The organism is Streptomyces sp. NPDC012508 (genome assembly GCF_042902595.1).
Taxonomy (GTDB): domain Bacteria; phylum Actinomycetota; class Actinomycetes; order Streptomycetales; family Streptomycetaceae; genus Streptomyces.
This window is the reverse complement of the sequence record NZ_JBIBEO010000013.1, coordinates 43302-69535: the sequence shown is the minus strand read 5'-3', so window position 1 is coordinate 69535 and position 26234 is coordinate 43302. Positions and strand designations below refer to the sequence as shown.

Annotated in this window: 19 protein-coding genes; 9 read left to right on the top strand and 10 right to left on the bottom strand. The window is 73.0% G+C overall.

The window, feature by feature from the left end; all coding sequences use genetic code 11:
* The first annotated feature begins 27 nt into the window (after nt 1–27).
* Complete coding sequence (locus ACFY8U_RS35235) at nt 28–3006, top strand: HAMP domain-containing protein (protein ID WP_389576198.1); 2979 nt, start codon at nt 28–30, stop codon at nt 3004–3006.
* Between the two features lie 66 nt (nt 3007–3072).
* Here the strand turns inward: ACFY8U_RS35235 and ACFY8U_RS35230 are convergent, their stop codons facing one another.
* Entirely contained in the window at nt 3073–5400 is a 2328-nt protein-coding gene (locus ACFY8U_RS35230; protein WP_389576197.1) for a SpoIIE family protein phosphatase, read from the bottom strand.
* A gap of 155 nt (nt 5401–5555) precedes the next feature.
* On the opposite strand from ACFY8U_RS35230, the gene ACFY8U_RS35225 reads away from it, so the two are divergent.
* The 3 genes from ACFY8U_RS35225 to ligA all read left to right on the top strand — a co-directional run bounded on the left by ACFY8U_RS35225 (nt 5556) and on the right by ligA (nt 8556).
* Nucleotides 5556–5903: a hypothetical protein gene (locus ACFY8U_RS35225; RefSeq protein ID WP_389576196.1), complete on the top strand. Its 348-nt coding sequence runs from the start codon at nt 5556–5558 to the stop codon at nt 5901–5903.
* Nucleotides 5904–6018: 115 nt separating this feature from the next.
* Complete coding sequence (locus ACFY8U_RS35220; RefSeq protein WP_361608020.1) at nt 6019–6342, top strand: plasmid stabilization protein; 324 nt, start codon at nt 6019–6021, stop codon at nt 6340–6342.
* A 90-nt stretch (nt 6343–6432) separates the two neighbouring features.
* Complete coding sequence (gene ligA / locus ACFY8U_RS35215; protein WP_389576195.1) at nt 6433–8556, top strand: NAD-dependent DNA ligase LigA; 2124 nt, start codon at nt 6433–6435, stop codon at nt 8554–8556.
* A gap of 84 nt (nt 8557–8640) precedes the next feature.
* Here the strand turns inward: ligA and ACFY8U_RS35210 are convergent, their stop codons facing one another.
* Nucleotides 8641–10035 (bottom strand): serine hydrolase, encoded by a 1395-nt coding sequence (locus ACFY8U_RS35210; RefSeq protein WP_389576194.1) that lies wholly within the window; start codon nt 10033–10035, stop codon nt 8641–8643.
* A 317-nt stretch (nt 10036–10352) separates the two neighbouring features.
* Here ACFY8U_RS35210 and ACFY8U_RS35205 point away from each other — a divergent pair, with 317 nt between their 5' ends.
* Nucleotides 10353–12254, top strand: coding sequence for an NAD-binding protein (locus ACFY8U_RS35205; RefSeq protein ID WP_389576228.1), 1902 nt, complete (start codon nt 10353–10355; stop codon nt 12252–12254).
* 85 nt (nt 12255–12339) lie between these two features.
* On the top strand, nt 12340–13563 hold the full coding sequence (locus ACFY8U_RS35200; protein ID WP_389576193.1) for a cytochrome P450: 1224 nt from the start codon (nt 12340–12342) through the stop codon (nt 13561–13563).
* Nucleotides 13564–13591: 28 nt separating this feature from the next.
* On the opposite strand, the gene ACFY8U_RS35195 is transcribed toward ACFY8U_RS35200, so the two are convergent.
* From ACFY8U_RS35195 to ACFY8U_RS35170, 6 genes are all read right to left on the bottom strand, one after another.
* On the bottom strand, nt 13592–13837 hold the full coding sequence (locus ACFY8U_RS35195; protein ID WP_361608008.1) for a hypothetical protein: 246 nt from the start codon (nt 13835–13837) through the stop codon (nt 13592–13594).
* A gap of 56 nt (nt 13838–13893) precedes the next feature.
* Complete coding sequence (locus ACFY8U_RS35190; RefSeq protein WP_389576192.1) at nt 13894–14376, bottom strand: NUDIX domain-containing protein; 483 nt, start codon at nt 14374–14376, stop codon at nt 13894–13896.
* 23 nt (nt 14377–14399) lie between these two features.
* Nucleotides 14400–15134: a D-Ala-D-Ala carboxypeptidase family metallohydrolase gene (locus tag ACFY8U_RS35185; RefSeq protein WP_389576227.1), complete on the bottom strand. Its 735-nt coding sequence runs from the start codon at nt 15132–15134 to the stop codon at nt 14400–14402.
* 161 nt (nt 15135–15295) lie between these two features.
* Nucleotides 15296–16534: an FAD-dependent oxidoreductase gene (locus ACFY8U_RS35180; protein ID WP_389576191.1), complete on the bottom strand. Its 1239-nt coding sequence runs from the start codon at nt 16532–16534 to the stop codon at nt 15296–15298.
* The gene (locus tag ACFY8U_RS35175) at nt 16519–17979 is read right to left on the bottom strand and encodes an FAD-dependent oxidoreductase (RefSeq protein ID WP_389576190.1); all 1461 of its coding nucleotides are present in this window, start codon (nt 17977–17979) and stop codon (nt 16519–16521) included. Before ACFY8U_RS35175 ends, ACFY8U_RS35180 begins: the two co-directional genes overlap by 16 nt.
* Nucleotides 17976–19427 (bottom strand): FGGY family carbohydrate kinase, encoded by a 1452-nt coding sequence (locus ACFY8U_RS35170; RefSeq protein ID WP_389576189.1) that lies wholly within the window; start codon nt 19425–19427, stop codon nt 17976–17978. Before ACFY8U_RS35170 ends, ACFY8U_RS35175 begins: the two co-directional genes overlap by 4 nt.
* Nucleotides 19428–19725: 298 nt before the next feature.
* Between ACFY8U_RS35170 and ACFY8U_RS35165 the strand changes: the two genes are divergently transcribed.
* Nucleotides 19726–20700, top strand: coding sequence for a hypothetical protein (locus ACFY8U_RS35165; RefSeq protein ID WP_389576188.1), 975 nt, complete (start codon nt 19726–19728; stop codon nt 20698–20700).
* Between the two features lie 72 nt (nt 20701–20772).
* Entirely contained in the window at nt 20773–22302 is a 1530-nt protein-coding gene (locus ACFY8U_RS35160) for an amino acid permease (protein WP_361763690.1), read from the top strand.
* A gap of 178 nt (nt 22303–22480) precedes the next feature.
* Here the strand turns inward: ACFY8U_RS35160 and ACFY8U_RS35155 are convergent, their stop codons facing one another.
* On the bottom strand, nt 22481–23233 hold the full coding sequence (locus ACFY8U_RS35155; protein WP_389576187.1) for a GntR family transcriptional regulator: 753 nt from the start codon (nt 23231–23233) through the stop codon (nt 22481–22483).
* Nucleotides 23234–23430: 197 nt separating this feature from the next.
* Between ACFY8U_RS35155 and ACFY8U_RS35150 the strand changes: the two genes are divergently transcribed.
* Nucleotides 23431–24771, top strand: a complete 1341-nt coding sequence (locus ACFY8U_RS35150; RefSeq protein WP_389576186.1) for a DUF2252 domain-containing protein — start codon at nt 23431–23433, stop codon at nt 24769–24771.
* Nucleotides 24772–24836: 65 nt separating this feature from the next.
* On the opposite strand, the gene ACFY8U_RS35145 is transcribed toward ACFY8U_RS35150, so the two are convergent.
* Nucleotides 24837–26225: an FAD-dependent oxidoreductase gene (locus tag ACFY8U_RS35145; RefSeq protein ID WP_389576185.1), complete on the bottom strand. Its 1389-nt coding sequence runs from the start codon at nt 26223–26225 to the stop codon at nt 24837–24839.
* Nucleotides 26226–26234: the final 9 nt, after the last annotated feature.

Here is a 26234-nt window from a genome sequence, read left to right as displayed (position 1 = left end):
CCCCCTCCGTGGAGCGTGAGGTCCGCGATGGAGAGTTCCCCCCGGCAGCCCCACCCCGATCCGTACGCGCCCGCCTACCGACTCGGTGAGGACGGGCTCGGCGAGCTTCTGGCCGGGCTCACCGCCGTACGGGACGGTGACCTCGCCGTCCGGTTGCCGGAGTCCGCCGGAGGCATCCTCGGCGAGATCGCGGCCGTCTACAACGACATGGTCGACCGGCTCTCCCTGGTCACCTCCGAGGTCACCCGGGTCGCCAGCGAGGTGGGCGGACAGGGCCTGCTCGGCGGCCGGGCCCGCGAACTCCGTGTGAGCGGCGTCTGGCGCGAACTGACCTCGGGCGTGAACACCATGGCGGACAACCTGACCTCCCAGGTCCGGTCCATCGCCCAGGTCGCCACCGCCGTCGCCCAGGGCGACCTCACCCGGAAGATCCGCGTCGACGCCCGCGGCGAGATCCTGGAGCTGAAGGAGACCATCAACACCATGGTGGACCGGCTGTCCTCCTTCGCCGAGGAGGTCACCCGGGTGGCCCGTGAGGTCGGTACGGAGGGCAAGCTCGGCGGCCAGGCCACCGTCCACGGCGTCTCCGGCACCTGGAAGGACCTCACGGACAACGTCAACTCGATGGCGGACAACCTGACCAACCAGGTCCGCAACATCGCCCAGGTGACCACGGCAGTCGCCCAGGGCGACCTCACCAGCCGGATCGACGTCGCGGCGCGAGGCGAGATCCTGGAGCTGAAGACCACGATCAACACCATGGTCGACCAGCTCTCCTCCTTCGCCGCCGAGGTCACCCGGGTGGCCCGTGAGGTCGGTACGGAGGGCAAGCTCGGCGGCCAGGCCGAGGTCGAGGGCGTCTCCGGCACCTGGAAGCGCCTCACCGAGAACGTCAACGAACTCGCCGGAAACCTGACCCGCCAGGTCCGCGCCATCGCCGAGGTCACCAGCGCCGTCGCCGAGGGCGACCTCACCCGCTCCATCACCGTCGAGGCACCCGGCGAGGTCGGCGAGCTGCGGGACAACATCAACGCGATGGTCGAATCGCTGCGCGTCACCACCCGCGCCAACGAGGAACAGGACTGGCTCAAGACCAACATCGCCCGCATCGCCGCCCTGATGCAGGGCACCCGCAGCCTGCCGGACGTCGCCGAACTCATCATGACCGAGGTACCGCCCCTGGTCTCCGCCCAGTACGGCGCCTTCTTCCTCGCCCGGCACGACGACCGCGGCACCGAACTCGTCGTGACCGCCTCCTACGGAGCGCCCGACGAACCCGACGCCCCGGCCCGTCGCTTCCGTCTGGGGCAGTCCCTCGTCGGCCAGGCCGCCGGCGACCGGCGCACCCTCGTCGTCGAAGGGGTGCCCGCCGGGTACGCCACCATCGCCTCGGCGGCCGGTTCCGGCGAACCGGCCATGCTGATCATCCTGCCGATCGTCGTCGAGGACCAGGTCCTCGGCGCCGTCGAACTCGCCTCCCTCCGGCCCTTCACAGCCATCCACCGAGACTTCCTCGAGCAGTTCGTCGACACCGCGGGCGCCGTCGTCAGCTCGCTCGTGGCCAACCTCCGTACCGACGAGCTCCTCGGCCAGTCCCAGCGGCTGACCGACGAACTGCGCTCCCGGTCGCAGGAGTTGCAGGCCCGGCAGCAGGAACTCCAGGACTCCAACGCGGAACTGAAGGAGAAGGCGGCGCTGCTGGCCGAGCGCAACAAGGACATCGAGTCCAAGAACCTCGTCATCGAACAGGCCCGGCAGGAACTGGAGGCACGCGCCCATCAGCTCTCCCGGACCTCCATGTACAAGTCCGAGTTCCTCGCCAACATGAGCCACGAGCTGCGCACGCCGCTCAACAGCCTGCTGATCCTGGCCCGGTTGCTGGCCCAGAACCCGGAGGGGAACCTGACGGAGAAGCAGGTCGACTACGCCGAGGTCATCCACTCCGCAGGATCCGACCTGCTCCAGCTGATCAACGACATCCTCGACCTGTCCAAGGTCGAGGCGGGCAAGATGGACATCCGTCCCGAACGGTTCGCGCTGCACCAGCTCCTGGAGTACCTGGAGGCGACGTTCGGGCCGGTGGCCGACGAGCGCGCGCTGACCTTCTCGATCACCGTCTCCTCGGACGTACCCGAGGAACTCACCACCGACGAGTCGCGGTTGCGGCAGATCCTGCGCAACCTGCTCTCCAACGCGCTGAAGTTCACGGACGAGGGCGGGGTGGAGTTCAGCATCGAGTACGCGGGCGACGACGAACCGCCCGTCGCGCTGCGGGGTGGCGGGCCCGTGCTCGCCTTCCGCGTCAGCGACACCGGCGTCGGCATCCCCGCCGAGCGCCTCGAAGGGATCTTCGGCGCGTTCCAGCAGGGTGACGGGACGACCGCCCGCCGCTACGGCGGTACCGGTCTCGGGCTCTCCATCAGCCGCGAGGTGGCCGGGCTGCTGGGGGGTGCGATCGACGTCGACTCCACCCCGGGCAAGGGGAGCCGGTTCACGTTCTATCTGCCCGCCCCGCAGCCCGCCCCGGCGGGAGCGCGGGCCGCCGCGGCCGGCGCCGACGCGGGCCGGGCCACGAACGCCGGATCCCCCGGGGCCCACCCCACCGGCGCCCAGGACTCCAGGACCGCCGGGCGTACCGTCCTCGTGGTCGACGACGACGTGCGCAACGTCTACGCGCTCACGGAGGTGCTCGAACGCCACGGTGTCCAGGTGCTCCAGGCCGACAGCGGAGACGCGGCCCTCACCCTCCTGGAGCGGCACGACGAGGTCGAACTCGTCCTGATGGACGTGATGATGGCGGGCATGGACGGCTACGCCACGACCGAGGCGATCCGCCGCCTCCCGGGCCGCGGCGGGCTTCCCGTCATCGCCGTCACCGCCAAGGCCATGCCGGGCGACCGCGCCCGGGCCCTCGCCGCCGGCGCCAGCGACTACGTGGCGAAGCCCGTGGACGCCGACGAACTCATGGGCAAGGTCCGGCAATGGCTGACCGCACCGACGCGATGACGCGGCAGCGAAGTCGCGTGGCCTTGGTGCGAAGGCTCAGGGTCGTGGACCCGCCGGGCGCCCTCGTCAGCGTACGAGCACGGCGACGAGGCTCGTGTCGTCGTCCGTGTCGCCGTCGGCGACGTCGAGAAGGCGCTCCACCTGTTCGTCCGGTGAGAAGCCGCTGACCAGTTCCGCCTGCGCCGCGAGCCGCGCGAGCCCGTCGTCCAGGCCGTCGTGACGGCGTTCGATCAGCCCGTCCGTGAACAGCAGCAGCGTGTCGCCCGGTCGCAGCGCGGTGCGCCGTTCCTGGTACGCGTACGAGGGCACCGCCCCCAGCAGGACGTCCTGCGGCGGGTCGATCAGCCGCGCCGCGCCGTCGCGCACGAGGAGCAGCGGCAGGTGCCCCGCGCTCGCCCAGACCAGCTCCCGGTCCGCCGGGTCGTACAGCGCGCACACCGCGGTCGCCGTCGGATGCCCGCTCGTGCGCAGCGTCATCTCGTTGAGCCACTCCATCAACCGCCGCGGCGACTCCCCGGTGATGGCCAGCCCCCGCTGGGCGTTGTGGAGCGCCACCATCCCGGTCACCGAGTCGATGCCGTGCCCGGCCACGTCCCCGACCGCCACGAGGACCTTGCCGCTGGGCAGCGGCTGGACGTCGTACCAGTCGCCGCCCACCCGGTACTCCGCTGCCGCGGGCCGGTACCGGGCCGCCACCACGAGACCGGAGAACTCCTGGAGATCGGGGACCTCGGGCACGATCGCCTGCTGGAGCTGCTGCGCCATCTGGTGCCGCAGTTCGGCCCGTGTCCGTACGGCCGTCAGCTGGTCGAAGGTCGCGGTCAGCGCCGCCTCGGTGCGTCGGCTCGCGGACACGTCCTGGTACACCCCCGCGAAGCCCGTGACCGTCCCGCCGTCGAGCAGCGGCTCCGCCGCCACCCGGACATGGCGGACGGCCCGGTCGCCTACGACGATCCGCAGCACGGCCTGAGCCCCGGTGCGCCGCTCGGTGAGCACCCTGAGCAGATCGGTCAGCGCCTCCCCGTCCTCCGGGTGCACCAGACCGCGCAGCCCGAGCAGGGGCACGGGAGGCTCCTCACGCCCTCGGCCGAAGACGGCGTACGCCTGCTCCGACCACACCGTGTCACCGCCGGTCAGGCTGTCCTGGAACAGCGCCACGCTCTGCAGCCGGGACACCGCGCGCTCGGACGCGAGCCAGGGATCGGTGACGGCGTGCCACAGCACCACCACCCGCTCGTCCCCGGCCGGCAGGACCCGTACGTCGAGCAGCGGCGCGTCGTCGTCCTGCCCGGGGGTCGCCGACGCCGGGAGCCGCGCCACCCGCTGGGTGCGCGCCGTCCGGTGGGCACGCCGGGCCAGATGGGCGACGTCGGCGTGGACCCGGGGGAGGGCGAGCGCCAGGGACCGGTCCTCCGGCGGGTGCGCGCCCCCCAGAGCCGCCACGGCGGACTCGTTGAGATGCTCGACCGTGGGAGGCGACGCGGGCAGGCCCACCCGCAGCAGCATCGCCGGGTGGGAGAGCGCGTCCAGGACGTCCACGAGCGCCGGAGCGCCCGACGGGGAGGAGTCCGTCGCGTCGAGCACGGTGCCCGCCACCTCGATCAGGCCCATCAGGGCCTTTCGCAGGGGCTCGTCGAAGGTCGTGGGGCCCGGCCAGGCGGCCAGCGCCAGGCCGACCGTCCCGCCGCGCAGCCGCAGCGGGAGGACCGCCCGCCCGGCGCGTGGAGCGGGGCCCGGCAGCACCTCCGCCGCCTCGGGGCCGGCGTCCAGCCAGACAGGCTCGCCGTCGGAGAGGACGGAGCGGAACGCGGGCGGGGCCGCAGGGGGGATCCACTGCCAGGCCGCCGCCTCCGCCGCACCGACGCCGGCGTGTCCGGCCAGGCGCAGACAGCCCCACGCGTCCCGGCGCCAGAGCCACAGGCTCTCCGCGCCGAGCGGGGCGAGCCCGCCTTCGAGCAGGGCGTGCGCCGCCTCGCCGACGGTGTCCAGCGTCTCGGCCGCGCTGGCCGCCCGCCGCGCCCGGCGCTCGTCGGGGGTGCTGAAGACGACGGGAGGGGGAGGGGCGGGCTCCGCACGCGCGGGAGCCGAGGAAGAGGAGGAGAGCGACGACGTGGAGGTGGGAGAGGCGACGGAGGCGGCCGGAGCGTCGCCGGACGCTCCGGCGACGCCGTTGACGATGTCGGCGGACAGGTCCTCGACGCCGAGCCCGGTCGCGTGGGACAGGGCGGTCAGGTGCTCCGCCGCGTCGGCGGGGGAGGCGCCCAGCTGGGCCGCGAGGACGCCGGTCGCCAGATCGATCAGATGGCGGCGGGTGAGTTCGGCGCGCAGTCGCCTGTTCTCGGCCGAGAGGCCGGCGGCACCGGGCCCCTCGGGCCCCTCCGCAGACGTCGTCACGACTCCTGCCGTCCCTCCACCACACGGATGTCCCTAGATGCTCCTATTCGCTCTGGATTCTACCGTTGTGCGTGATGGCGGGGCGTGTCCGAACGCTCGTTGCGGGTACGCGCTCGGCGGAACGGATTCGGCGTCCAGGTGGGAGGTGCCCGGCGATGGACCGAGCCCGACTCTCACCGCGCGAGCGGCGCGTCCTGGCCGAGATCGAGGAGACGCTCGGCGAGGACGCTTCGCTGGAGCGCGGATTGCGCACGATGAGCGCCGAGCGCGCGGGCCGCCGGGCGTGGGAGCAGCCTGGCCCGGGTCCGGGCGGCCGACGCGAGGCGATGGCCGTCACGTTGCTGGGGGGCCTCGCTCTCGTCCTGCTCGTGCTCGCGGTCGTGACCGCCGAGCCTGCCCTGATCTGGGCCTTCGCGGCCGTGTGGGTGATCACCCTGTCCGGTCTGCTGCGCCTCGTCATCCGCTGGTCCCGACGGCTGAAGCCGAACGCCTGGCCGCCCTGACACCGAGGCGTCGCGGTTCGACCGACCCCACGCCCCACACCCCCACGCCCCACATCTCCACGCCTCCACGCCCTCACCTCCACATCCACGCCCCGACATCGGAGAGGAGCACGTCATGCCGCGCGGATCGAGCCCCAAGCGGGAACGGCAGTACGAGCACATCAAGGAGAGCGCCCTGGACAGGGGCGAGAGCAAGAAGCGCGCGAAGGAGATCGCCGCGAGGACGGTCAACAAGGAACGCGCCCGCTCCGGCGAGTCGGAGACGGCGAGCAAGAGCTCGACGCAGGACATGTCGTCCTCGAAGCGGGGCGGACAGCGCTCGCACAGCGGCTCGGAGGGGCCGACGTACGACCAGCTCTACGCCGAGGCGCAGCGGCGCAACATCCAGGGCCGCTCGTCGATGAACAAGGCCGAGCTGAAGCGTTCCCTCGGCCACTGAGACCGGCCCGGCGTCGGCGAGGACCGCTGTCGGCCGGCGACGACGATCGGCGGAGGACCCGTTGTCAGTGGTGACCGGCACGATGGACACATGACGACGACTCCGGTTCTCGCCGATGCCGCCGCGTACGCGCGTGCGGTCGAGGACGCCCAGCAAGCCGCTGCCGCCTACTACGCGGGCGGCACGTCCCCGCTCGACGACGACGCCTACGACCACCTCGCCCGGGCGATAGCGGCCTGGGAGGCCGACCACCCGGACGAGGTGCGGAGCGACTCCCCGACGGGCAAGGTCGCCGGGGGCGCGGCCGTCGGCGACGTGCCGCACACGCGGCCGATGCTCTCGCTCGACAATGTCTTCTCCGCCGAGCAGTTCACCGCCTGGGCGGCCTCGCTGGAGCGCAGGATCGGCCGGAGCATCGAGCGGTGGAGCGTCGAGCCCAAGCTCGACGGCCTCGCGATCGCCGCGCGCTACGAGCAGGGCCGGCTCACGCGGCTCATCACCCGGGGAGACGGCACGGCCGGGGAGGACGTGTCGCATGCCATCGGGACCATCGTCGGGCTGCCGGAGCGGCTCACCGAGCCCGTCACGGTCGAGATCCGCGGCGAAGTGCTGATGACCACCGAGCAGTTCGAGGCCGCCAACCCCGTACGGGTCGCCCACGGCGGCGAGCCCTTCGCCAACCCGCGCAACGCGGCGGCGGGCACCCTGCGCGCCAAGGACCGTCCGTACCGCGTCGAGATGACGTTCTTCGCGTACGACCTGCTGCCGCTGGACGAGCCCGGGCAGGGGGCGGAGAGCACGGCCGCACTCGACGAGACGGCCCACAGCGAGCTGCTCGCCCGCGCCGTCGCCCTCGGCCTGCACGCCTCGGGCGCCACCGCCGTCCCCGGCCGGATGGTGACCGGTGTGGCGGAGGTCCTCGCCCGGGTGGAGGAGATAGCGGCCCTCCGCGCGGAGCTGCCCTTCGGGATCGACGGCATCGTCATCAAGGCGGACCTCGCCGCCGACCGCCGCGCGGCGGGCGAAGGCTCCCGGGCGCCCCGCTGGGCGATCGCGTTCAAGCTGCCCGCCGTCGAGAAGGTCACCCGGCTCCTCGCCGTCGAGTGGAACGTCGGCCGTACGGGCATCATCGCGCCGCGCGCCGTCCTGGAGCCGGTGGACATCGACGGCAGCACCGTCACGTACGCGACGCTGCACAACCCCTCCGACATCACCCGCCGCGACCTGCGGCTCGGCGACCAGGTGATGGTCTACAAGGCGGGCGACATCATCCCCCGGGTCGAGGCGCCCGTCGCCCATCTGCGGACCGGCGAGGAGCAGCCCATCGACTTTCCCGGCGCGTGCCCGCAGTGCGGCTCGGAGATCGACCGGAGCGAGCAGCGCTGGCGGTGTGCCCGGGGGCGGAACTGTCACCTCGTCGCCTCCCTCTCGTACGCCGTCGGCCGCGACCAGCTGGACATCGAGGGCCTCGGCGGGTCCCGGATCGTCCAGCTCGTGGACGCCGGCCTGGTCTCCGACGTGGCCGACCTCTTCACCCTCACCCGCGAGCAGCTGCTCGGCCTGGAGCGGATGGGCGAGACGAGCACGGACAACCTGCTCGCCGCCCTCGCCACCGCCCGCACGCGTCCGCTCGCCCGCGTCCTGTGCGCCCTTGGCATCCGAGGCACGGGCCGCTCCATGTCCCGCCGGATAGCCCGTCACTTCGCCACGATGGACGCGGTCCGGGCGGCCGACGCGGACGCGATGCGGGAGGTGGAGGGGATCGGGGCCGAGAAGGCGCCGGTCATCGTCGCCGAGCTGGCCGAGCTGGGCGCGGTCGTCGACAAACTGGTCGCCGCCGGGGTGAACATGACGGAGCCCGGAGCGACCCCGCCGCCCCCGCCCGGGCCCACCGCGGACGCCGACGCCCCCGTCGGGGGTCCGGACGCGGGCTCCGATGCCACCCCCGTGGCTGCGCCGGGGCCGCTCGCCGGCCTGGCGGTGGTCGTCACGGGCGCCATGAGCGGGCCGCTCGAGGCGCTGAGCCGCAATCAGATGAACGAACTCATCGAGCGCGCCGGGGGCCGTTCGTCCTCCAGCGTCTCCAAGCGCACCGGGCTGGTCGTCGCGGGCGAGAAGGCCGGGTCCAAGCGGGCGAAGGCGGAGGAGCTGGGCATCCGTCTGGTGGACCCGGAGGAGTTCGCCGTGCTGCTGGGCGACTTCCTGCCGGCCTGACGGCACACGCGACAGGGCGCCGGTCGTGCGGCGTTCAGCGGGCCTGTGGCGAGGGGCCCTCCGTAAGCGCCGCACGACCGGCCGTCACAGGCCCCCGTCACAGCCCCCGTCGCCCCGCCCGGTCGACCGGCGCCGCCACACCCAGAGGGAGAGCGCGGCGCCGAGCGACGCCCCCACCAGGGCCAGCGGAAGGCCCGCCCAGGGACGGGAGGGCACGTCGTCCCGGGACACGACCTTCCCGGGCCCGCTCAGGGCGTCCACGTCCTTGGACACCGCCGCGCCCGGCCGCCCCTCGGCGGCGGACCCACCCGCCCCGGGACCGACCTCGGGACCCGCCTGAGGAGCCGGCTTCTCGCCGGGGTCACCCGCGGGCTTCTCGCCCGGGCTTCCCGCGGACTTCGCCGTGGGCTCCCCGGCGGGCTTCTCGCCGGACTTCGTCACCGGCTTCGTCACCGGTTTCGTCTCCGGCCGGGTCTTAGCCCTGCCGCCTCCGGACCTGGGAGCCAGTGAGCCCACCGGCTGGACCTCACCCGCCGCGTCGAAGCCCCAGTCGAGCAGCGTCCGCGCCTCCTCGTACACCGCGAACCCGCCGCCCGACTGCGGGTTCATCACCGAGACCACCAGCGTCCGCGAGCCCCGCCGCGCCGCCGCGATCAGCGTGTTGCCCGCGCCGCTGGTGTAGCCGTTCTTCACACCGATCAGCCCGGGATAGCGGTCCACCCCGTCGTCCCCGGTCAGCAACCGGTTGGTGTTGCGGATGCCGTACGACCAGTCGCCCGAGGGGAAGTCCGCGTACCGGGTGGAGCAGTACCGGACGAACGCCGGGTCCTGCAGCCCGGCCCGCCCGAAGAGCGCCAGGTCGTAGGCCGAGGACACCTGGCCCGGCGCGTCGTACCCGTCGGGGGAGACCACGCGTGTGTCGCGTGCCCCCAGTGCGCGGGCCTTCGCCTGCATCTGACGGGACATGGACTCCCAGCCGCCGTTCATCGCCGCGAGCACCCGCACCGCGTCGTTCCCGGAGCTGAGGAAGACGCCGTTCCACAGGTCGGACACCTTGTACGTGTATCCGGCCTGGACCCCGACCATGCTGCTCCCGCTGCCGATCCCCTCCAGCTCCGACTCGGAGACGGTGTGATGCTCCTCGTGATCCATGCGCGGGAGTGCGGTGACGGCGAACAGCGTCTTGAGCGTGCTCGCCGGAGGCAGCCGCCGATGGGCGTTGCGCGCCGCCAGGATCTCGCCCGTGGAGGCGTCCGCCACCACCCAGGACAGCGCGGAGACGGAGTCCGGCGCGTCCGGCCCGTCCGCGAGGGGCTGGACCTGCGTGCCCGTGCGGTACAGCCGGGCGGGATCGATGAAACGTTCGACAGGGGGCGTGGGTTCGGTGACGGTGGATGCCGTGGCCGCCGGGGCGGGCAGCACGAGCAGCAGCGCAGCGGCACCGGCGGCCGCATGACGGACAGCTGACATGACGATCATTCAGTCACCGTAAGAAGCAGGCGCGGTACCCGCAGATCGGAGTGCGCCGACCGGCGTACGGAGGGTGGCATTCGGGCGGTGTCGGCCCGAGGGAGCGGTGTGGCGCGGCGCGGGCTCACGAGCCGTGCGCCGTGGGCGACGGCCGGGCCGTCGTACGCGCAAGGCATGCTGGTGACGTGTCCTCACTTCCGTACCAGAGCACGCCCGTTCCCCCGGAGCCCTCGCCCCGTCCGCCCACCGCGGATCCTCCGGGCGCACCCTTCGGCGCGCCCGCGTTCCGGGCCGATCGGCAGCCGCGGCCGGCCCCGGCCGGCCACATGATCGTCTGCGGCGACGATGTGCTGGCCCACCGGCTCGCCGGTGAGCTCCACGACGTCTACGGGGAGAGGATCACGCTGCTCGTGCCCGCCCGGAGCGACGCACCGCAGCAGAGCACCGGCCGCCCGGGCCGCGCCGCCTGGCTCTTCGGCCGGGTGACGGCTGCGATGACACGCACTCCCGTCGGAGAGCAGCGCGAAGCCTCCGAGGGCGGCCGGTCCGTCCGGGTGGTCGAGACGACCGAGGTCGACGAAGCGGTCCTGCTGGACGCGGGCGTGGAGAGGGCCGCCGCGCTCGCCCTCGTCCATGACGACGACGAGACGAACATCCGCGGCGCGCTCGCCGCCCGCCGGCTCAACCCGAGGCTGCGCCTGGTCATCCGGCTCTACAACCGCAAGCTCGGCCAGCACCTGGAGACACTCCTCGACCAGGCCGCCTCCGTCGCCGAGCCCGGTCTCGACCCCAGGGCGCTCGACGGCTCCACGACCGTGCTCTCCGACGCGGACACCGCGGCGCCCGCCCTCGCGGCCACCGCCGTCGCCGGCACCAGCAAGGTCGTCCAGGCCGGCGGCCTGCTCCTGCACGCCGTCGAGCGCACCCCGCCCGCCCGTGGCGAGGTCGCCGACCCGGGGCTGTGCACGCTCGCCCTGCTGTCGGCGACCACCAACGATCCGGCGGGTGTGGAGGGCTCGGAGCGGAGCGGAGCCCAGGGGCCGCTGCTCCTGCCCGACGACCAGGCCGTCGCGGCCGCCCGCGGCCGGGGCACGGTCGCCCTCGAAGCGATCAGCTACGCCGGACCCACTCTGTCCACCAAGCGGTTCGGCGCCTCCGCCCTGCCTGTGGGCTCGCTGTTCTCCCGGCGCCTGCGCTGGTCGCTCGCGGGCGTGGCGGCCGCCGTCTGCGCGATCGCCCTCGCATCCTCGCTCACCACCGGCGACCACCCCCTGCACGCTGCCTACCTCACCCTCCTCGACATCTTCGCCATCGGCGATCCGGCCGTCGACGAGACGACCGGCCGGCAGGTGCTGCAGATCCTCGCGGGCTTCGTCGGGCTCCTCCTGATGCCCGTCCTCATCGCGGGCATCCTGGAAGCCCTCGGCACCTTCCGTACGGCGACGTCGCTGCGCCGCCCGCCCCGCGGACTCTCCGGTCACGTGGTGCTCCTCGGCCTCGGCAAGGTCGGTACGCGCGTCCTCGCCCGGCTCCTCCGGCTGAACATCCCCGTGGTCTGCGTCGAGTCGGACCCCGAGGCGCGGGGTATCGCACTGGCCCGCAGACTGCGCGTGCCCACCGTCATCGGCGACGTCACCGAGGAGGGCGTCCTGGAGGCCGCCCGGATCCACCGGGCCCACGCGCTGCTCGCGCTGACGAGCATCGACATCACGAATCTGGAGGCCGCGCTCTCCGCCCGTTCCGTCAAGCCGGACCTCCGGGTCGCGCTGCGGCTGTACGACGACGACTTCGCCACCGCCGTCTACCGGACGCTGCGCGCCGCCCACCCCGAGGCCCTGACCCGCAGCCGCAGCGTCTCGCATCTGGCCGCGCCCTCCTTCGCGGGCGCCATGATGGGCCGCCAGATCCTGGGCGCCATCCCGGTGGAGCGCCGGGTGCTGCTCTTCGCGGCCGTGGAGGCGGCGGACAACCCGTTCCTGGAGGGCCGGACGGTCGCCGAGGCCTTCCGCCCCGGGGCCTGGCGGGTCATCGCCCTCGCGACCGGTTCGGCGCCGCTCGGCCGGCACAGCGCGGGGCTCGTCTGGCAGCTGGAGCCCGACCGCGTCCTGGCCGCCGGCGACCGCGTCCTCGTCGCCACCACCCGCCGCGGCCTCGCCGAGCTGCTCGGCCGCCACCCCCGGCCGTCGCGCCAGGACTGGCCCGACTCCGTCCACCACAGGCCGAGTTGAGACCCACGACGTCCGCCGTCCGGCCCCGTAGTATCTGACCGCTCGTGAGCCGCCTCGGTCCGTCCCCGCCTTGAGGAGTGTCCCGATGAACGCCACGCCCCACCGCCTCGACCCCACCGGCGGCTGCCCCCACGCGGCCAACGCGCGGCTCCTCGCCCAGGGGGCCGTGACCCCCGTGGTCCTGCCCGGCGAGGTCGAGGGCATGGCCGTCCTCGGCCACGACGCACTGCGCGACTTCCTCGCCCACCCCGAGGTCGCCAAAAGCGCCCAGCACTTCACGGCGCTCGCCGAGGGCCGCATCCCCGACGGCTGGCCGCTGCGCACCTTCGCCACCGTCCGGGGCATGACCACCGCCGACGACGCCGATCACCGCCGACTGCGCTCCCTCGTCGGCAAGGCGTTCACCGCCCGCAGGGTCGAGGCGCTGCGGCCGCGGATCGAGACGCTCACCGCCGGTCTTCTGGACCGGCTGGAGGAGGCCGCCCGCGAGGGCGACGGAGTCGCCGACCTGCGCCGCCACTTCGCCCTGCCGCTGCCGCTCGGTGTCATCTGTGAACTCCTCGGCGTGGACGAGGAGCACCAGGACCGGCTGCACCACCTCTCCAACCAGGTCGTCGCCACCGACATCGGTCCGCAGGAGGCCATGGCCGCCGACCGGGAGCTCCTCGAGGTCCTCACCGTCATCGTCGCCGACCGGGCCCGCCGGCCCGGGGAGGACCTGACCAGCGCGCTGATAGCCGCCCGCGACGAGGGCGGCGACCGGCTCTCCCAGCCGGAACTCATCGGCACGCTGGTCCTGATGATCATCGCCGGCCACGAGACCACGCTGAACCTCGTCACCAACGCCGTTCGCGCGCTGTGCGCCCACCGCGACCAGCTCGCCCACCTTGCCGAGGGGCATGCCGACTGGTCCGATGTCGTCGAGGAGACCCTGCGCTGGGACAGTCCCGTGAGCTACTTCCCGTTCCGCTACCCCACCCGCGACCTCACCGTCGACGGCACGCTCATCCCCAAGGGCACGCCGGTCCTGGCCGCCTATTCGGCGGCCGGGCGGGACACGAAGGCGCACGGCCCGGACGCCGACCGCTTCGACATCACGCGCGTCCCCGCGGCGAAGCACCTCTCCCTGGGCCACGGCCCTCACTACTGCCTGGGTGCCCCACTCGCCCGTATGGAGGCGGCGATCGCGCTGAAGGCGCTCTTCACCCGCTTCCCCGGTCTGGACCTCGCCGTGCCCGAGGAGGACCTCGCCCGGCACTCCAGCTTCGTCGGCAACAGCGTCCGCGCCCTTCCGGTACGCCTGCGGTAGTGCCTCACCGGACGACTGCGGTCGTGCCTCACCCCGCCCGGCCGAGGTCGTTAGCGGGGGTGGCGCGCAGAGCCGAGACGAGGCGCAGCAGATGCGCCTCGTTGCCGGAGAGGCCCGCGGCGCGCAGTGCCTCGTCGGCCTCCGCCATGGGGTGGGTGAGCATCGCCGCCGCGTAGGGCACGAGGTGCGGATCGGTCAACACGGCCTGCGTCGACTCGAGCAGGCGAAGGTACGCCTGGGCTGCGGCGCGCTCACGGACGGTGATCGTGGTCATGTCGGGCTCCCTCTCGACAGGTTGGCGACCTCCACCCTCTCGTACGGGTCTGACAATCAGGGTTCGCGTCGCCCGTCCCGCCATGCGGCGAGCCGTTCGAGGAAGACGCGCTGACCCGCGACGAGGAGCGGAGCGGCCGCCTCCGGGGCGAACCAGCCGACCCGGTCGATCTCCGGGAACTCCCGCGCCACGCCCGAACCGCGCGGCCACTCCATGGTGAACGTGCCCGGCACGATCCGGGTCGGGTCGAGATCCGCCTCGACCGCCCAGATCGTGACGGTCTTTCCGTTCGACTGCCGCGCCTCGCCGAGCGAGATCCGCTCGCCGTCCGGCGCCGGCAGGCCGAGCTCCTCCTCGAACTCGCGGCGTGCGGCGGCCTCCGGTGTCTCCTCGGGGCCGTACTCGCCCTTCGGGATCGACCAGGCCGCGACGTCCTTCGACGACCAGAAGGGCCCGCCCATATGGCCGATGAGCACTTCGAAGCCGCCGTCCGCCGTTCCGCGGAAGAGAAGGAGCCCTGCACTGCGCTTGTCCGGCATACGGCCCAGTGTGGCCGAGCGGGTCAGATCCCGCAGCTGCTCGCCGACCAGAAGCGCGAGGCGCGGGTGTCCACGTGCGCGTGGTCCCCGTGACCCGGGTAGCCGGGGCCGAGGATCCCGTTGAAGCCGTGGTTGCGCGCCTGCTTGGCCAGCGTGCACAGCGAGGGCGACCCGGTCAGGTCGATACCGTCGCCGTACAGATGGCGGCTGTCGGAGGCGCCGCCCACCGCCGCGTTGCAGGCGTGCGAGCGGAAGCCGCTGCTCACCGAGATCGGTACGTCGCCCAGCGCGTGCCGCAGCGCCTCGAGCTTCCACATGGCGCGCAGGGCGTTGGACTTGGCGGTGGCCGCGCTGACGGCGCCGCCGGAGAAGTCGCCGTTGCACTTGTTGAGCTCGGCGTAGGTGAAGTGGATCGGCGTGCAGTCCGCGTCCTGGAGGGCGTACAGCTTGGAGAAGGTCGCGGGACCGGCGATGCCGTCCGCGGCGAGCCCGTACGCCTGCTGGAAACGGGTCACGGCGGCCTTGGTGGCGGGGCCGTAGTCGCCGTCGACGGCGAGGACACCGCCGTAGCCGGGGTAGCCGGCGACGCGGATCTGCAACTGCGTCACGTCCGCCCCGGACATGCCCGAGGACAGGGTGCGCCCCCAGGTGTAGCAGGCGTCGGCGTGGGCGGTATCGGAGGTGGCGACCGTACCCGTGAGGGCGGCTACCACCACCAGGACCGTGGCGAGCAGGGATCTGACCATGCGCCGGACCATGACACCTCCGTGTCGTCGGTAGAAGACGGGATCTCCGGGATCTCCGTCGGAACTGTCCATCATGAACATGACCATGAGGATGGGGCGAGGTGACCGGGGGGTCAACGGTTCGGAGCATCTGCCAGTGGCCCAGGCCACTGGCGGTTCAGGCCGCTGGCGGTTCAGGCGGTGACCCGTACCTCCACCGGTCCGCCCGCCGGGTCGACCTCCCGCGCCCACCCGGCGGGCACGCGTACGGAGCGGTGCGGCCACGCCGTGCCCAGGAGCCGTGCGCGGTGGAGCACCCGGCCGTCCTGGACGACCTCGACCAGCGGACGCGTCAGCGGCTCGCGGACCCGCAGCAGAAGCGGCCCCCCGGCCGTCGCATCAGAGACACGGTTCGGCGCCACCCACCGGACCGGGACCTCCGCCGTCAACGGCACCGCGGATTCGGGCCAGGGCTCGCCCGACAGATACCGCAGCACGCCATCGGCCGCCCCGCGCCCCTCGGTCGCCGCGGTGCCCGCCGGCTCGATGCCACGCAGCACGTTGCCCGCCGCGAAGATTCCCGCGGACGCGGTACGGAACGCGCCGTCGACCGAAGGCCCGCGCGTCGCGGTGTTCAGCAACAACCCGCCGGACCGGGCCAGTTCGTGGTCCGGGATCCAGTCGCCCGTGAACACGGCCGTGTCGCAGCGGATCGTGCCCGTCCGCCCGTCGGCATGACGCACACGGATCGCCGCGAGCCTGCCACGGCCCAGCAGTTCGGTGACCGTCGCCCCCGTGAGCAGCGGCGGGAGCGCCAGAGCCCCGAACCGCCGGGGCCCGCGCGGCTGCGCGGTCACCATCGCGACCACGTCCACCCGCGCCCTGCGGAGCGCCCGCACCGCGTGGTGGGCGACCGGCTCGGCGCCGATCACGACGGCACGCCGCCCGAGCCGCTCCCGCCGCATCCCGTACAGATGCGTGGACTGCTGGAGCTCGCCGGTCGTCAGCACCCCGGCGGGCCGCGTCCCGGGCACCAGCCTTGCGCTGCGCGGCCGTTCACGTGCTCCTGTCGCCAGGACCACCGCCCGCGCCGTGATCCGTTCCAGGCCGGTCGGTGCCGTGACCTCCAGGGTGAGCGGCCCCGACCAACCGGTGGCCGAGACGCCCGTACGGAGGGTGGCGCCGGCCCGGACCGCGGTCCGGGCCAGCCGGCGGGCGTATCCCGGGCCGTCCAGCGGCCGCCCGAGGTCGGCCAGGCCGAATCCGCCGTGGGCGCAGTGCCGCGGCACGCCTCCCGCCTCCCGCTCGCGCTCCAGGACCTCGATCCGGTACCGCCCGCCCTCCGCCGAGGCCAGCCGTGCTGCCGCGGCCAGACCAGCGGGCCCGGCGCCCACCACGAGCACGTCCACGACCCGGTTCACCGCTCCGACCACGGTGGCCCCGCCTCCTCCACCATCGACCTGACCGTCGCCCCGCAGAAGAACCCCTGGCACCGGCCGCCGCGCGCACGCGTCCTGCGCCTCAGCCCGTCGAGCGACGCCGGCGGAATCGTCGAGGCGAGCGCGTCCCGGATCTCCCCCCGGGTCACCCGCTCGCAGTGACAGACGACGGATCCGAACTCCGCGTCACCGGCGATGAGTTCGGCGTCACGGTACGGGCGCGGGAACGCCTCGCCCAGATTCGGCATCCGGACCGGCGCGAGCGGGCGCTCCGGCCCGAGGACGAGCCCGCCCTCCACGAGCAGCTCGACCATGTGCGCGGCGATCGCCAGGGAGGCCGTCAGACCGGTGGACCGGATGCCACCCGCCGTGACGTACCGCAGCCCGGGGTGGGCTGCGCACCTGTAGTCGTCGTACTCGGTGGCCGCCCTCAGACCGGCGTAGACCGCTGTGACCTCCTCGTCGAGGAGCGCGGGCAGGATGCGGCGCCCCTGGGCGAGCAGGCCCTCAAGGCCCTCCGCCGTCGACTCGGTGGCCGTGCGGTCGTCGAGGTTCTCGGCCGTCGGCCCGAGCAGCACCTTCCCGTGCACCGTCGGTGCGACCAGCACGCCCTTGCCGAGCGCGCCGGGCACAGGAAGGAGGATGTGCCGGAGGAGCGAGCGGGCGAACGAGTCGAAGACGATCAACTGGCCGCGCCTCGGCGTGACCGTGAAGTCCGTGCGGCCGAACAGCGCGTCGAACCGGTCGGCGTGGAGCCCGCACGCGTTGACCACATGGCGGGCGCGCAGCACTCCGCGGGGTGTGACCAGCCGATGCGGGGTGCCGGCGCGTCGCCCCGGGTCGGCCTTCTCCACCCGGCAGTTGAGGTGGAGGTCGACGCCGGAGCGTACGGCCTGGGTGGCGTACGCGAGCGTCGTCGTCCACGGGCAGATGATCGACTCGCCCGGGACCTCCAGCGCCCCGAGCGCCCCCGGCCCCACGTGCGGTTCCCGTGCGCGCAGTTCCTCGCCGCCCATGACCCGCGTGGTGCGGTGGCCGTTGCGAACGGCCTTCTCCGCGAGACGGGGGAGCGCGGCCTGCTGCTCCTCGTCCCAGGCGACGAGCAGCGCGCCGACCGGTTCGACGGGAATGCCGGTCTCCCGCGCGTAGTCGGCGAGCAGGCGCCGGCCGTCCCGTACCAAGCGCGCCTCCAGCGAACCCGGCACGGCGTCGAAACCCGTGTGCAGAATCGCGGTGTTGGCCTTCGACGTGCCGTCGCCGACGTCGCCGGACGCCTCGACCAGCGCGACCCGCAGCGGCCGCCGGGCCAGCTCGCGCGCCACGGCGCAGCCGACCACCCCGGCGCCGACCACGACGACGTCGTACGCCGCCCCGGAAGCCGAGGTGTCCGGCAGCGCCCCTCTGCGGGTAACGGTTCCGGGCCGTGGTTCCGCCGTCATACGGGAGACGACCCCCCGGCGCCGTCGAGGAGCGCCGCCACGGCCGTACGGAACCGCTCCAGGCGCTCGGCGGCCTCCGCGCCGGTCACTGCGGGCTCGTAGACGGCCGACGGCTTCCACTCGGGTACGGCGTCGTGGACGGCGAGGCCGGGATCGAGCCCGAGACGGGCGACCGCGCCCACGCCGAGCGCCGTGGCATCGGGCAACGCGGAGACCTCGACGGGGAGTTGGAGCAGATCGGCCTGGGTCTGCATGAGCAGCGCGGAGCGGGTGAGCCCACCGTCCACGCGCAGCGAGGTCAGCGGCCGGCCGAGGTCGCTCGCGGCCGCGGCGGCCAGCTCCACGACCTGCGCCGCGATTCCCTCGCAGAGCGCCCGGACCAGATGTCCGCCGGTGGTGTCCAGGCCCAGGCCGTGCAGGGAGCCCCGGACGTCGCCGCGCCACCACGGCGCGGCGAGGCCCGCGAGTGCCGGGACGAAGGTGACCCCGCCGCTGTCCGGCACCGTCGCGCCCACCGTGTCGAGGTCCCCTGCGCCCGAGAGCACCCCGAGGTCGGTGAGCCAGCGGACGGCGGACGCCGCCGTGTACACCTGGCCGTCCAGGCAGTAGCTCGTCCGGCCCGCGAGACGCCAGGCCACACAGCTCACGAGCCCCGAGTCGCCCCGGCGCGGAGTCGTGCCCGTCTGAGCCAGCAGGAAAGCCCCTGTTCCGTACGTGCACTTGGCCGCGCCCGGGGCGGTGACGCTCTGGGCGAGGAGCGCCGCCTGCTGGTCCACGAGGAGACCGGTCAGCGGGATCGGCGGTCCGAACGCGGTCGTGGTGCCGACGGGCGTGTCGGCGTCGACCACGCGGGGGAGCCGTTCGCCGCCCAGACCGAAGACGTCGAGGGCGGGGGCGGACCAGGACACCGTGTCGAGGTCGAGCAGACCGGTCCGGCCCGCCGTCGCGGCGTCGGTGACGAACTCGCCCGTGAGGCGGTGCACGAGCCAGGAGTCACTCGTGGTGACGACGCCCGCTCCGGTGAGACGCCGACGGATCCAGGCCATCTTGGGAGCGGCGAAGTAGGGGTCGAGCGGCAGTCCGGTCCACCGTCTCAACTCGGCGGCGTGGACCGATAGTTCGGTGCAGAGCTCTGCCGCCCTGCGGTCCTGCCAGACGATGGCGTCGGTGAGCGGCGCGCCCGTCGCCGGATCCCAGGCGAGGACGGTCTCCCCCTGGTTGGCCAGGCCCACGGCCACGACCGGGGTGTCCGCCTCGGCGAGCGCGGCGCGTCCGGCGGTGACCACGGAGTCGTACAGCTCCGTCGGATCGACCTCGACGAGCCCGCCGGGCAGGTAACGGGGCCGCACGGGCGCGGAGCCGGTCCCGATGACCCCACGCTCGGGGCAGACGACGAGCGCCTTGGTCCCCGAGGTTCCCTGGTCGACGGCGAGCACCGGGCCCGTCATCTCGTACTCCCGTCCTCGAAGGGGCAGCTGCCTTGATCGCGGAACCGGCAAGACTGGTGCACCCGTTCCCTCCCGTCAAGCCGCCCACGACGGGTCCGTCGGCTTCGACGGAAGAGATGACGCATGTTCATATTCGGTCCGTGGCCGGATAGTTACGGTCAGATCCGAAAGTGGATCGCGATCGTCCAACGGACCCTATAGTGATCGCCGATCAACGGCCCGGGAAGCCCATCGGGGGACTGACCACCCCCTTCACCCACCGAGGACCCATGTCACCCACCGCACGCCCCGCCCCCTGATGGCTGGACACGGCTTCCGGCCCGTCTACCATCCGGCGGGCCACGACCACGCCTTGCGCCACGCCGTCCAGGACCTGCGGACCGGCCGCTGGGTGTCCACGGCCCGATTACTCGACGAGACGTCCGGCTGGGCCGACTGGACCCGGCGTACCCAGGTGCTCGCCACCGTCGCCGCGTCCGGCGACGTCGTCCGGACCTGGCGGACCGAGCAGCCGGACAGCGTCTCCGCCACCGTGATGCACACCCGTGTCGCCGTCGAACGAGCCGTACGCGCCCACCGCGGCGGCCATCCCCGCACCCGCGAACTGTGGCAGGAAGCCTGGACCGCCTGCCGCGAGGCCTCCGAACGGGCGCCCGCCGACCCCGTCCCCTGGATCTGCCTCCTCGCCCTCGCCGCCCTCGACGACCGGCAGCGCATGGCGGAGCACCGGCTCACGCCGCCGGCCCCCCTCCTCCCGCCAGGCCCCTGGGGGCTCCTCGCCGAGGTCGACAGACGTGACCCGCAGAACCGCGAGGCCCACCACCGGATGCTGCAGTTCCTCTACGCCCGCCACACGGGCTCCCTCTCCGAGGCCGTCAACTACGCCCAGTGGGCGGCGGCCTCGGCCCCCACGGGCTCCGCCCTGCACGCCCTGCCGCTCTACGTACGGGTCGAGCGCTACCGGCGGGACCGCGGCCACCAGCACGCACTCGACCTGCACTGGGTCGCCGAGGACGCCCTGCGGGACGCCCAGCGCGCCCTGCACCACTGGTTCCTCTTCTGTGCCACCGCCGAGGCCTCCCTCCTCGACCTGAACCACCTCGCCCACGCCCTCTACGGCGCCCAGAACTTCACGGACGCCGCCCGCGTCTTCGAAGCCCTCGGGCCCTACTACACGGTGCTCCCCTGGGCCTACCGCACCGACCGGCCCGACGACCGGGACCTCGCCACCGAAATGTTCGTACGCGCCCGCGCCCGCTGTCTCGACCCGTGACCGCCCGGGCCCCCGGCCCCCGCCCCCCGCCCGCTCAGGCCCCGCTGACCCCCTACCACCGGAGGTACCGGCATGTCCCGCACCGTCCCCGACGAGATACGCAAGCCCCCCGCCGGCCCGCACGACGACGCGGCCCGGCTGAGGGAGCTCGGCTACCAGCCCGTCCTCGCCCGACGGATGGACGGATTCGGCAACTTCGCCATCAGCTTCTCCGTCATCTCCATCCTCTCCGGCTGCATGACGCTCTACGGCTTCGGCCTCGGCACCGGCGGACCCGCCGTGATGATGTGGGGCTGGGCGGGCGTCGGACTGTTCGTGCTCTGCGTCGGGCTCGCGCTCGCCGAGGTCACCAGCGCCTACCCGACCTCGGGCGCGCTCTACTACATGGCCGACCGGCTGGGCGGCCGGCGCTGGGGCTGGTACACCGGCTGGCTCAACCTCCTGGGGCTTCTCGGCGCGATCGCCGGCATCGACTACGGCGCCGCCCTGTTCACCGGCGCCTTCCTCAACCTCCAGTGGGGCATCGTGCCCACGGCCGGTTCCACCTTCCTGATCTTCCTCGCGATCCTCCTGCTGCACGCCGTGCTCAACCTCTTCGGCGTACGGCTCGTCAGCGTGCTGAACTCCGTCAGCGTCTGGTGGCACCTCGGCGGTGTCGCGGTGATCGTCGGCGCTCTGGCGTTCGTCCCCGACCGCCACCAGTCCGTCGAGTTCGTCTTCACCGAGTTCGTCAACGACACCGGCTGGGCCAACCCCTTCTACGTCGCCGCCGTCGGCCTGCTCCTCGCCCAGTACACCTTCTCCGGCTACGACGCCTCCGCCCATCTCTCGGAGGAGACCTCCAACGCCTCGGTCAGCGCCGCCAAGGGCATCGTGCGGGCCATCTGGGTCTCCTGGATCGCCGGGTTCGCCCTGCTCGCCGGACTGACCTTCGCGATCCAGGACTACGCGGGCACCCAGAACAGCGCCACGGGCGTCCCGCCGGCCCAGATCCTCCTCGACGCGCTCGGCTCGGGGGGCGCCGCCGCGCTGCTGCTCGTGGTGATCGTGGCCCAGCTCTTCTGCGGCAACGCCGAGGTGGCCGCCGCCAGCCGAATGGTCTTCGCGTTCAGCCGCGACAACGCCCTGCCGGGATCGACGCTCTGGCGCAAGGTCAGCCACCGTACGCAGACCCCCGTTCCGGCGGTCTGGCTCGCGGTCGGCGTCGCCGCGCTCCTCGCCGTACCGTCGCTCTACTCCGCGACCGCCTACGGCGCCGTCACCGCGATCAACGTCATCGGCATCACGCCGGCCTACGCCATCCCGATCTATCTCCGTCTGCGCGCGGGCAAGCGGTTCACCCCGGGGCCCTGGAACCTGGGCCGCTGGAGCCGCCCGATCGGCTGGACCGCGGTGATCTGGGTCGCCGTCGTCACCGTGCTCTTCTGCCTGCCGCAGAAGTCACCGGTGACGATCGACTCCATGAACTACGCGGTCATCGCCCTGGCCGTCGTCCTCGTGCTGTCCAGCGTGTGGTGGTACGTGGCGCGGCGCTCGTACGGCACACCGTCGGCGTACGGGACGGCCCGCGAGGAGGCGGAGATCGCGGAGGGGATCGTCTAGGGGATACGGGATCCCGGATCACGGACACCGGATCCTGGATCAGGGATACCGGATCCGAGATCACGGATCCTGGATCACGGATCCTGGATCACGGATCCTGGATCACGGATCCTGGATACCGATCAGGGACATTGGACATCGGATGTTGGATCCAATGAGTGGGATCCCATCCCCTCCCTCACCCGCTGAACTCGTACGTCCAGGAGACCCCCTGCGCCGCGCAGTCGATGTCCGTGATCTCCAGCGCGTGCCCGTGCTGGTCGCACACCACCCGGTGCACGGCCAGCCGGGGCGCGCCGCCCCCGACCCCCGCCGTGGCGGCGGGCGGTACGGCGATCGACTCCCGTCGGGTGAGCCGGAGCCCCGCCTGGTGCATCCAGTGGTAGAGCAGCCGTAGGTCCGGCTGGAGGCTGGAACCCCGGGTCCGCCGGTACTTCGCGAGTTGGGGGATCTCCGCGAGCGCGGCCCGGGAGAACCAGGACACCGACCGCTGCATCGGGGTGCCGCCGGGGGAGAGGACGACGTGCCGGTGGACGAGCGTCGGCTCGCCGGGTACCAGCCCGAGCCGGCTCACCAGCCCGGCCGGCGGCGCCTCCCACAGCAGTGAGGAGCGCACGAGGGCTTCGGCGGCGTCCGCCCCACCGGGAAAGAGTTGCCGACGTATGGTCAGAGCCGGTTCGCGGGGCTCGTGTTCGGTGCCGGCCGCGAAGGTGCCGCGGCGGTCGGTGACGACGAGCCGTTCCTCGCGCAGCAGTTGGAGCGCGCTGCGTACCGTCTGACGGTTGACGTGGTAGCGGTGCGCGAGGGAGCGCTCGGACGGGAGGCGGGTGCCGGGTGCGATACGCCGCTCGGCGAGGTCGCCACGCAGGGCGGCGGCGACCTTCAGATAGAGCGGGACCGCCGCGTCCTGCTCGGGTTCGGGCTCAGTCATGTTCCAACCCCTCTCTTTGCTCAGCGTGACAGTCTGACTCGCGGGGGTGATCAATTCCTATCATTGGTCTAAACCATTAAGGAAGAGGGGGCGACGGGAGTGGCCGAATCCGGGACCGCTCGGGGTGCGCGCGGACCGCTCTGACCTTGTAATGAGTCACAACCCCAAGTGGCTGCGGAAGAAGCGGGTGAGGCCGGATGACGACACCGGCAGCGCGGGCCGAGGTGGGCAAGGCGGCCCGCAAGATCGTGGCGCGGTCCTCGCACGGCCGCTGGATACCCTCGTCGCAGCGGCCCGACCCGCTGACCGTGCTGGAGCGGCAGTCCGTCGACCGGCTGCCCGAACTGGTCCCCATCCGGTACGGCAGGATGGTCGTCTCGCCGTTCGCGTTCCTGCGCGGCGCCGCCGCCGTCATGGCCGCCGATCTCGCCGCGCAACGCCACACCGGCCTCACCGTGCAGCTCTGCGGCGACGCCCACCTTCTCAACTTCGGCGTCTTCGCATCACCCGAACGGGCGCTTCTGTTCGACGTCAACGACTTCGACGAGACGCTGCCGGGCCCCTTCGAGTGGGACGTCAAGCGGCTCGCCGCCAGCGTGGCCGTCGCGGCCCTCCAGAACGGCACCACCAAGGCCAAGGCCCACCGGGCCGCCCTGGTCGCCACCGAGGCGTACCGCGTCGCCATGCGCCGCCTCTCCGGCCTCGGCGAGCTCGCCGTCTGGTACGAGCGGATCGACGCCGACGACCTGGCGCCGCTGGTCCGCGGCAACCGCCGCGCCAGGGTCGAGAGCCGCCTCGCCCGCGCACGCCGCCGGACCAGCCTCCAGGCGTTCGGCAAGCTCACCACCGTGGACGAGAGCGGTGCCCGCCGCATCGTCGACGACCCGCCGCTGCTCGAACGGACCGTCGGCCTGGACCGCGTCGGCCTCGGCAAGATCTTCAGCGACTACCGCAGCTCGCTCTCCGAGGAACGCCGTATCCTCCTGGACCGGTTCCGGTTCGTCGACGCCGCCCGCAAGGTCGTCGGCGTCGGCAGTGTCGGTACCCGCTGCTTCATCCTCCTCCTGGAAGGGCGTGACGACGGCGACCCGTTGATGCTCCAGATCAAGGAGACCGGCCGGTCGGTCCTGGAGCCGTACCTGTCGCCGAGCGTGTACGCGCACCAGGGGCAACGGGTCGTCTGCGGGCAGCGCCTCACGCAGGCCGCCGGCGACATCTTCCTCGGCTGGATGACGGGTCCGGAGCAACGGCACTTCTACTGGCGGCAGTTGCGCGACATGAAGGGCTCGGCCGAGGTCGAGACGATGTCGCCGGCGATGCTCCGCGCGTACGCGGCTCTCTGTGGCCGAGCTCTGGCCCGCGCACACGCCCGTTCCGGCGACCGCATCGCCATAGCCGCGTACCTCGGCTCCTCGGACGTCTTCGACCGCGCCGTCGCCGACTTCGCGATGCGGTACGCGCACCAGAACGCCGACGACTACGCGGCCCTGAGCGCGGCGATCGCCGCAGGCGTGATCACGGCGGCGCCGGGCGTGTGAGACGACCGGCCCCGCGCCGCCGCCGGAGTACCGTCCTACGCCCGCGCCGCCGCCGGAGTACCGTCTTACGCCTCGCGCCGCATCGGCGGCTCGGCGGGCGTCCGGGGCACCGGGCCGAAGAGCACCGCCCGGGCCACGGGCGGGGCGAACAGCGAGGTCATCGGGGCCGTCAGGGTCAGGACCGAGCGGAACGCGGCTCCGACGACCGGATCCCCTCCGTACCGCTGCTGGAGGCGGCGCATGTACCAGCCCACCGGCCTGTCCATCGCCCGCGATCCGATCGCGTTGCCCGTGGCACCCGGCATGCTCTTGTCCGCACCGGCCGAGATGTCCCAGGCCTGCTTCGAGGAGTCGAGCATCGCCTTCTGGACAATCCGGGTGGTCGCCGTCGCCCGAGGATCGGCCAGCGCCCCGCGGAGCGCGAGCGCGTTCAGCGCGGCGACGGTCATGCCCTGTCCGTAGATCGGGTTGAAGGCGCACAGCGCGTCGCCGGTGGCGAGGAATCCGGCCGGGCGGCGGCCCGGACGGTCGTACCGGCGGCGGACGTTGGCGGTCTGCCGGAAGCCGTGGACGGGGGACTCGGGCGTGGCCCTGGCCAGCCACTCGCTCAGGATGGGGTGCGGGAGCTTCCTGGCGAAGTCCTCGAACCCGTCGTCGTCGGTGGGCGGCCGGTCGTTCCGGAGCCCGGACAGGGTGACCAGATGGAGCCCGCCCCCGATGGGCAGCACGACACCGCCGTAGACCTGTTCGGGGTTGGGGACCACGTTGAAGCCCACCGCGTCCGTGTCCGGATCCACGGCGGCGCGGTACATCCGGGTCGCGTAGGAGAGACCGGTGTCGATCGTCTCCTCGTGCGGCGCCTCCGCCCCGATCGCCGCGAGCCAGTCCGAGGCGTGCGTCCCACGGCCCGAGGCGTCGACGACCAGATCGGCCTTCAGGGGACGGCTCTCCCGCGCGCTCCCCGCGCCACGCTCACGCAGCAGAACACCGCGCACCCGCGACGCGTCACCGATCAGCCCGACGGTCTCGGTGCCCTGCACCGTCTCGACGCGGGGGTCGGCGAGGACCCGGCGGCGCACCAGCCACTCCAACTGGGCCCGGGGCCCGGTGTAGAGGTGGGTGGTCGCCGGAAGGCGGCTGAACCAGCGCCCGTTCTGCCACTGGATCATGTCCTCGGGCATCCCTACCCGGGGAGCGCCGAGCTCGCGCAGCTCACCCGTAAAGCCGGGAAGCAGTTCATCGAGGGCCTGTTGCCCCGCGTCGAGCAGTACGTGCACGTGCCGGGAGTGCGGAACGCCCGGCCGGGTGTCCGGTCCCTCCGGGAAGCGGTCGCGCTCGACGACCGTGACCCTTTCGGCGTGTTCACTGAGTACGCGCGCCGCCAGCAGGCCCGCGAGACTTCCCCCGATGACCACCGCGTGACGTGTCCCGCGGTGCCCCAACTCGTCCGTCATCCCCGCCCT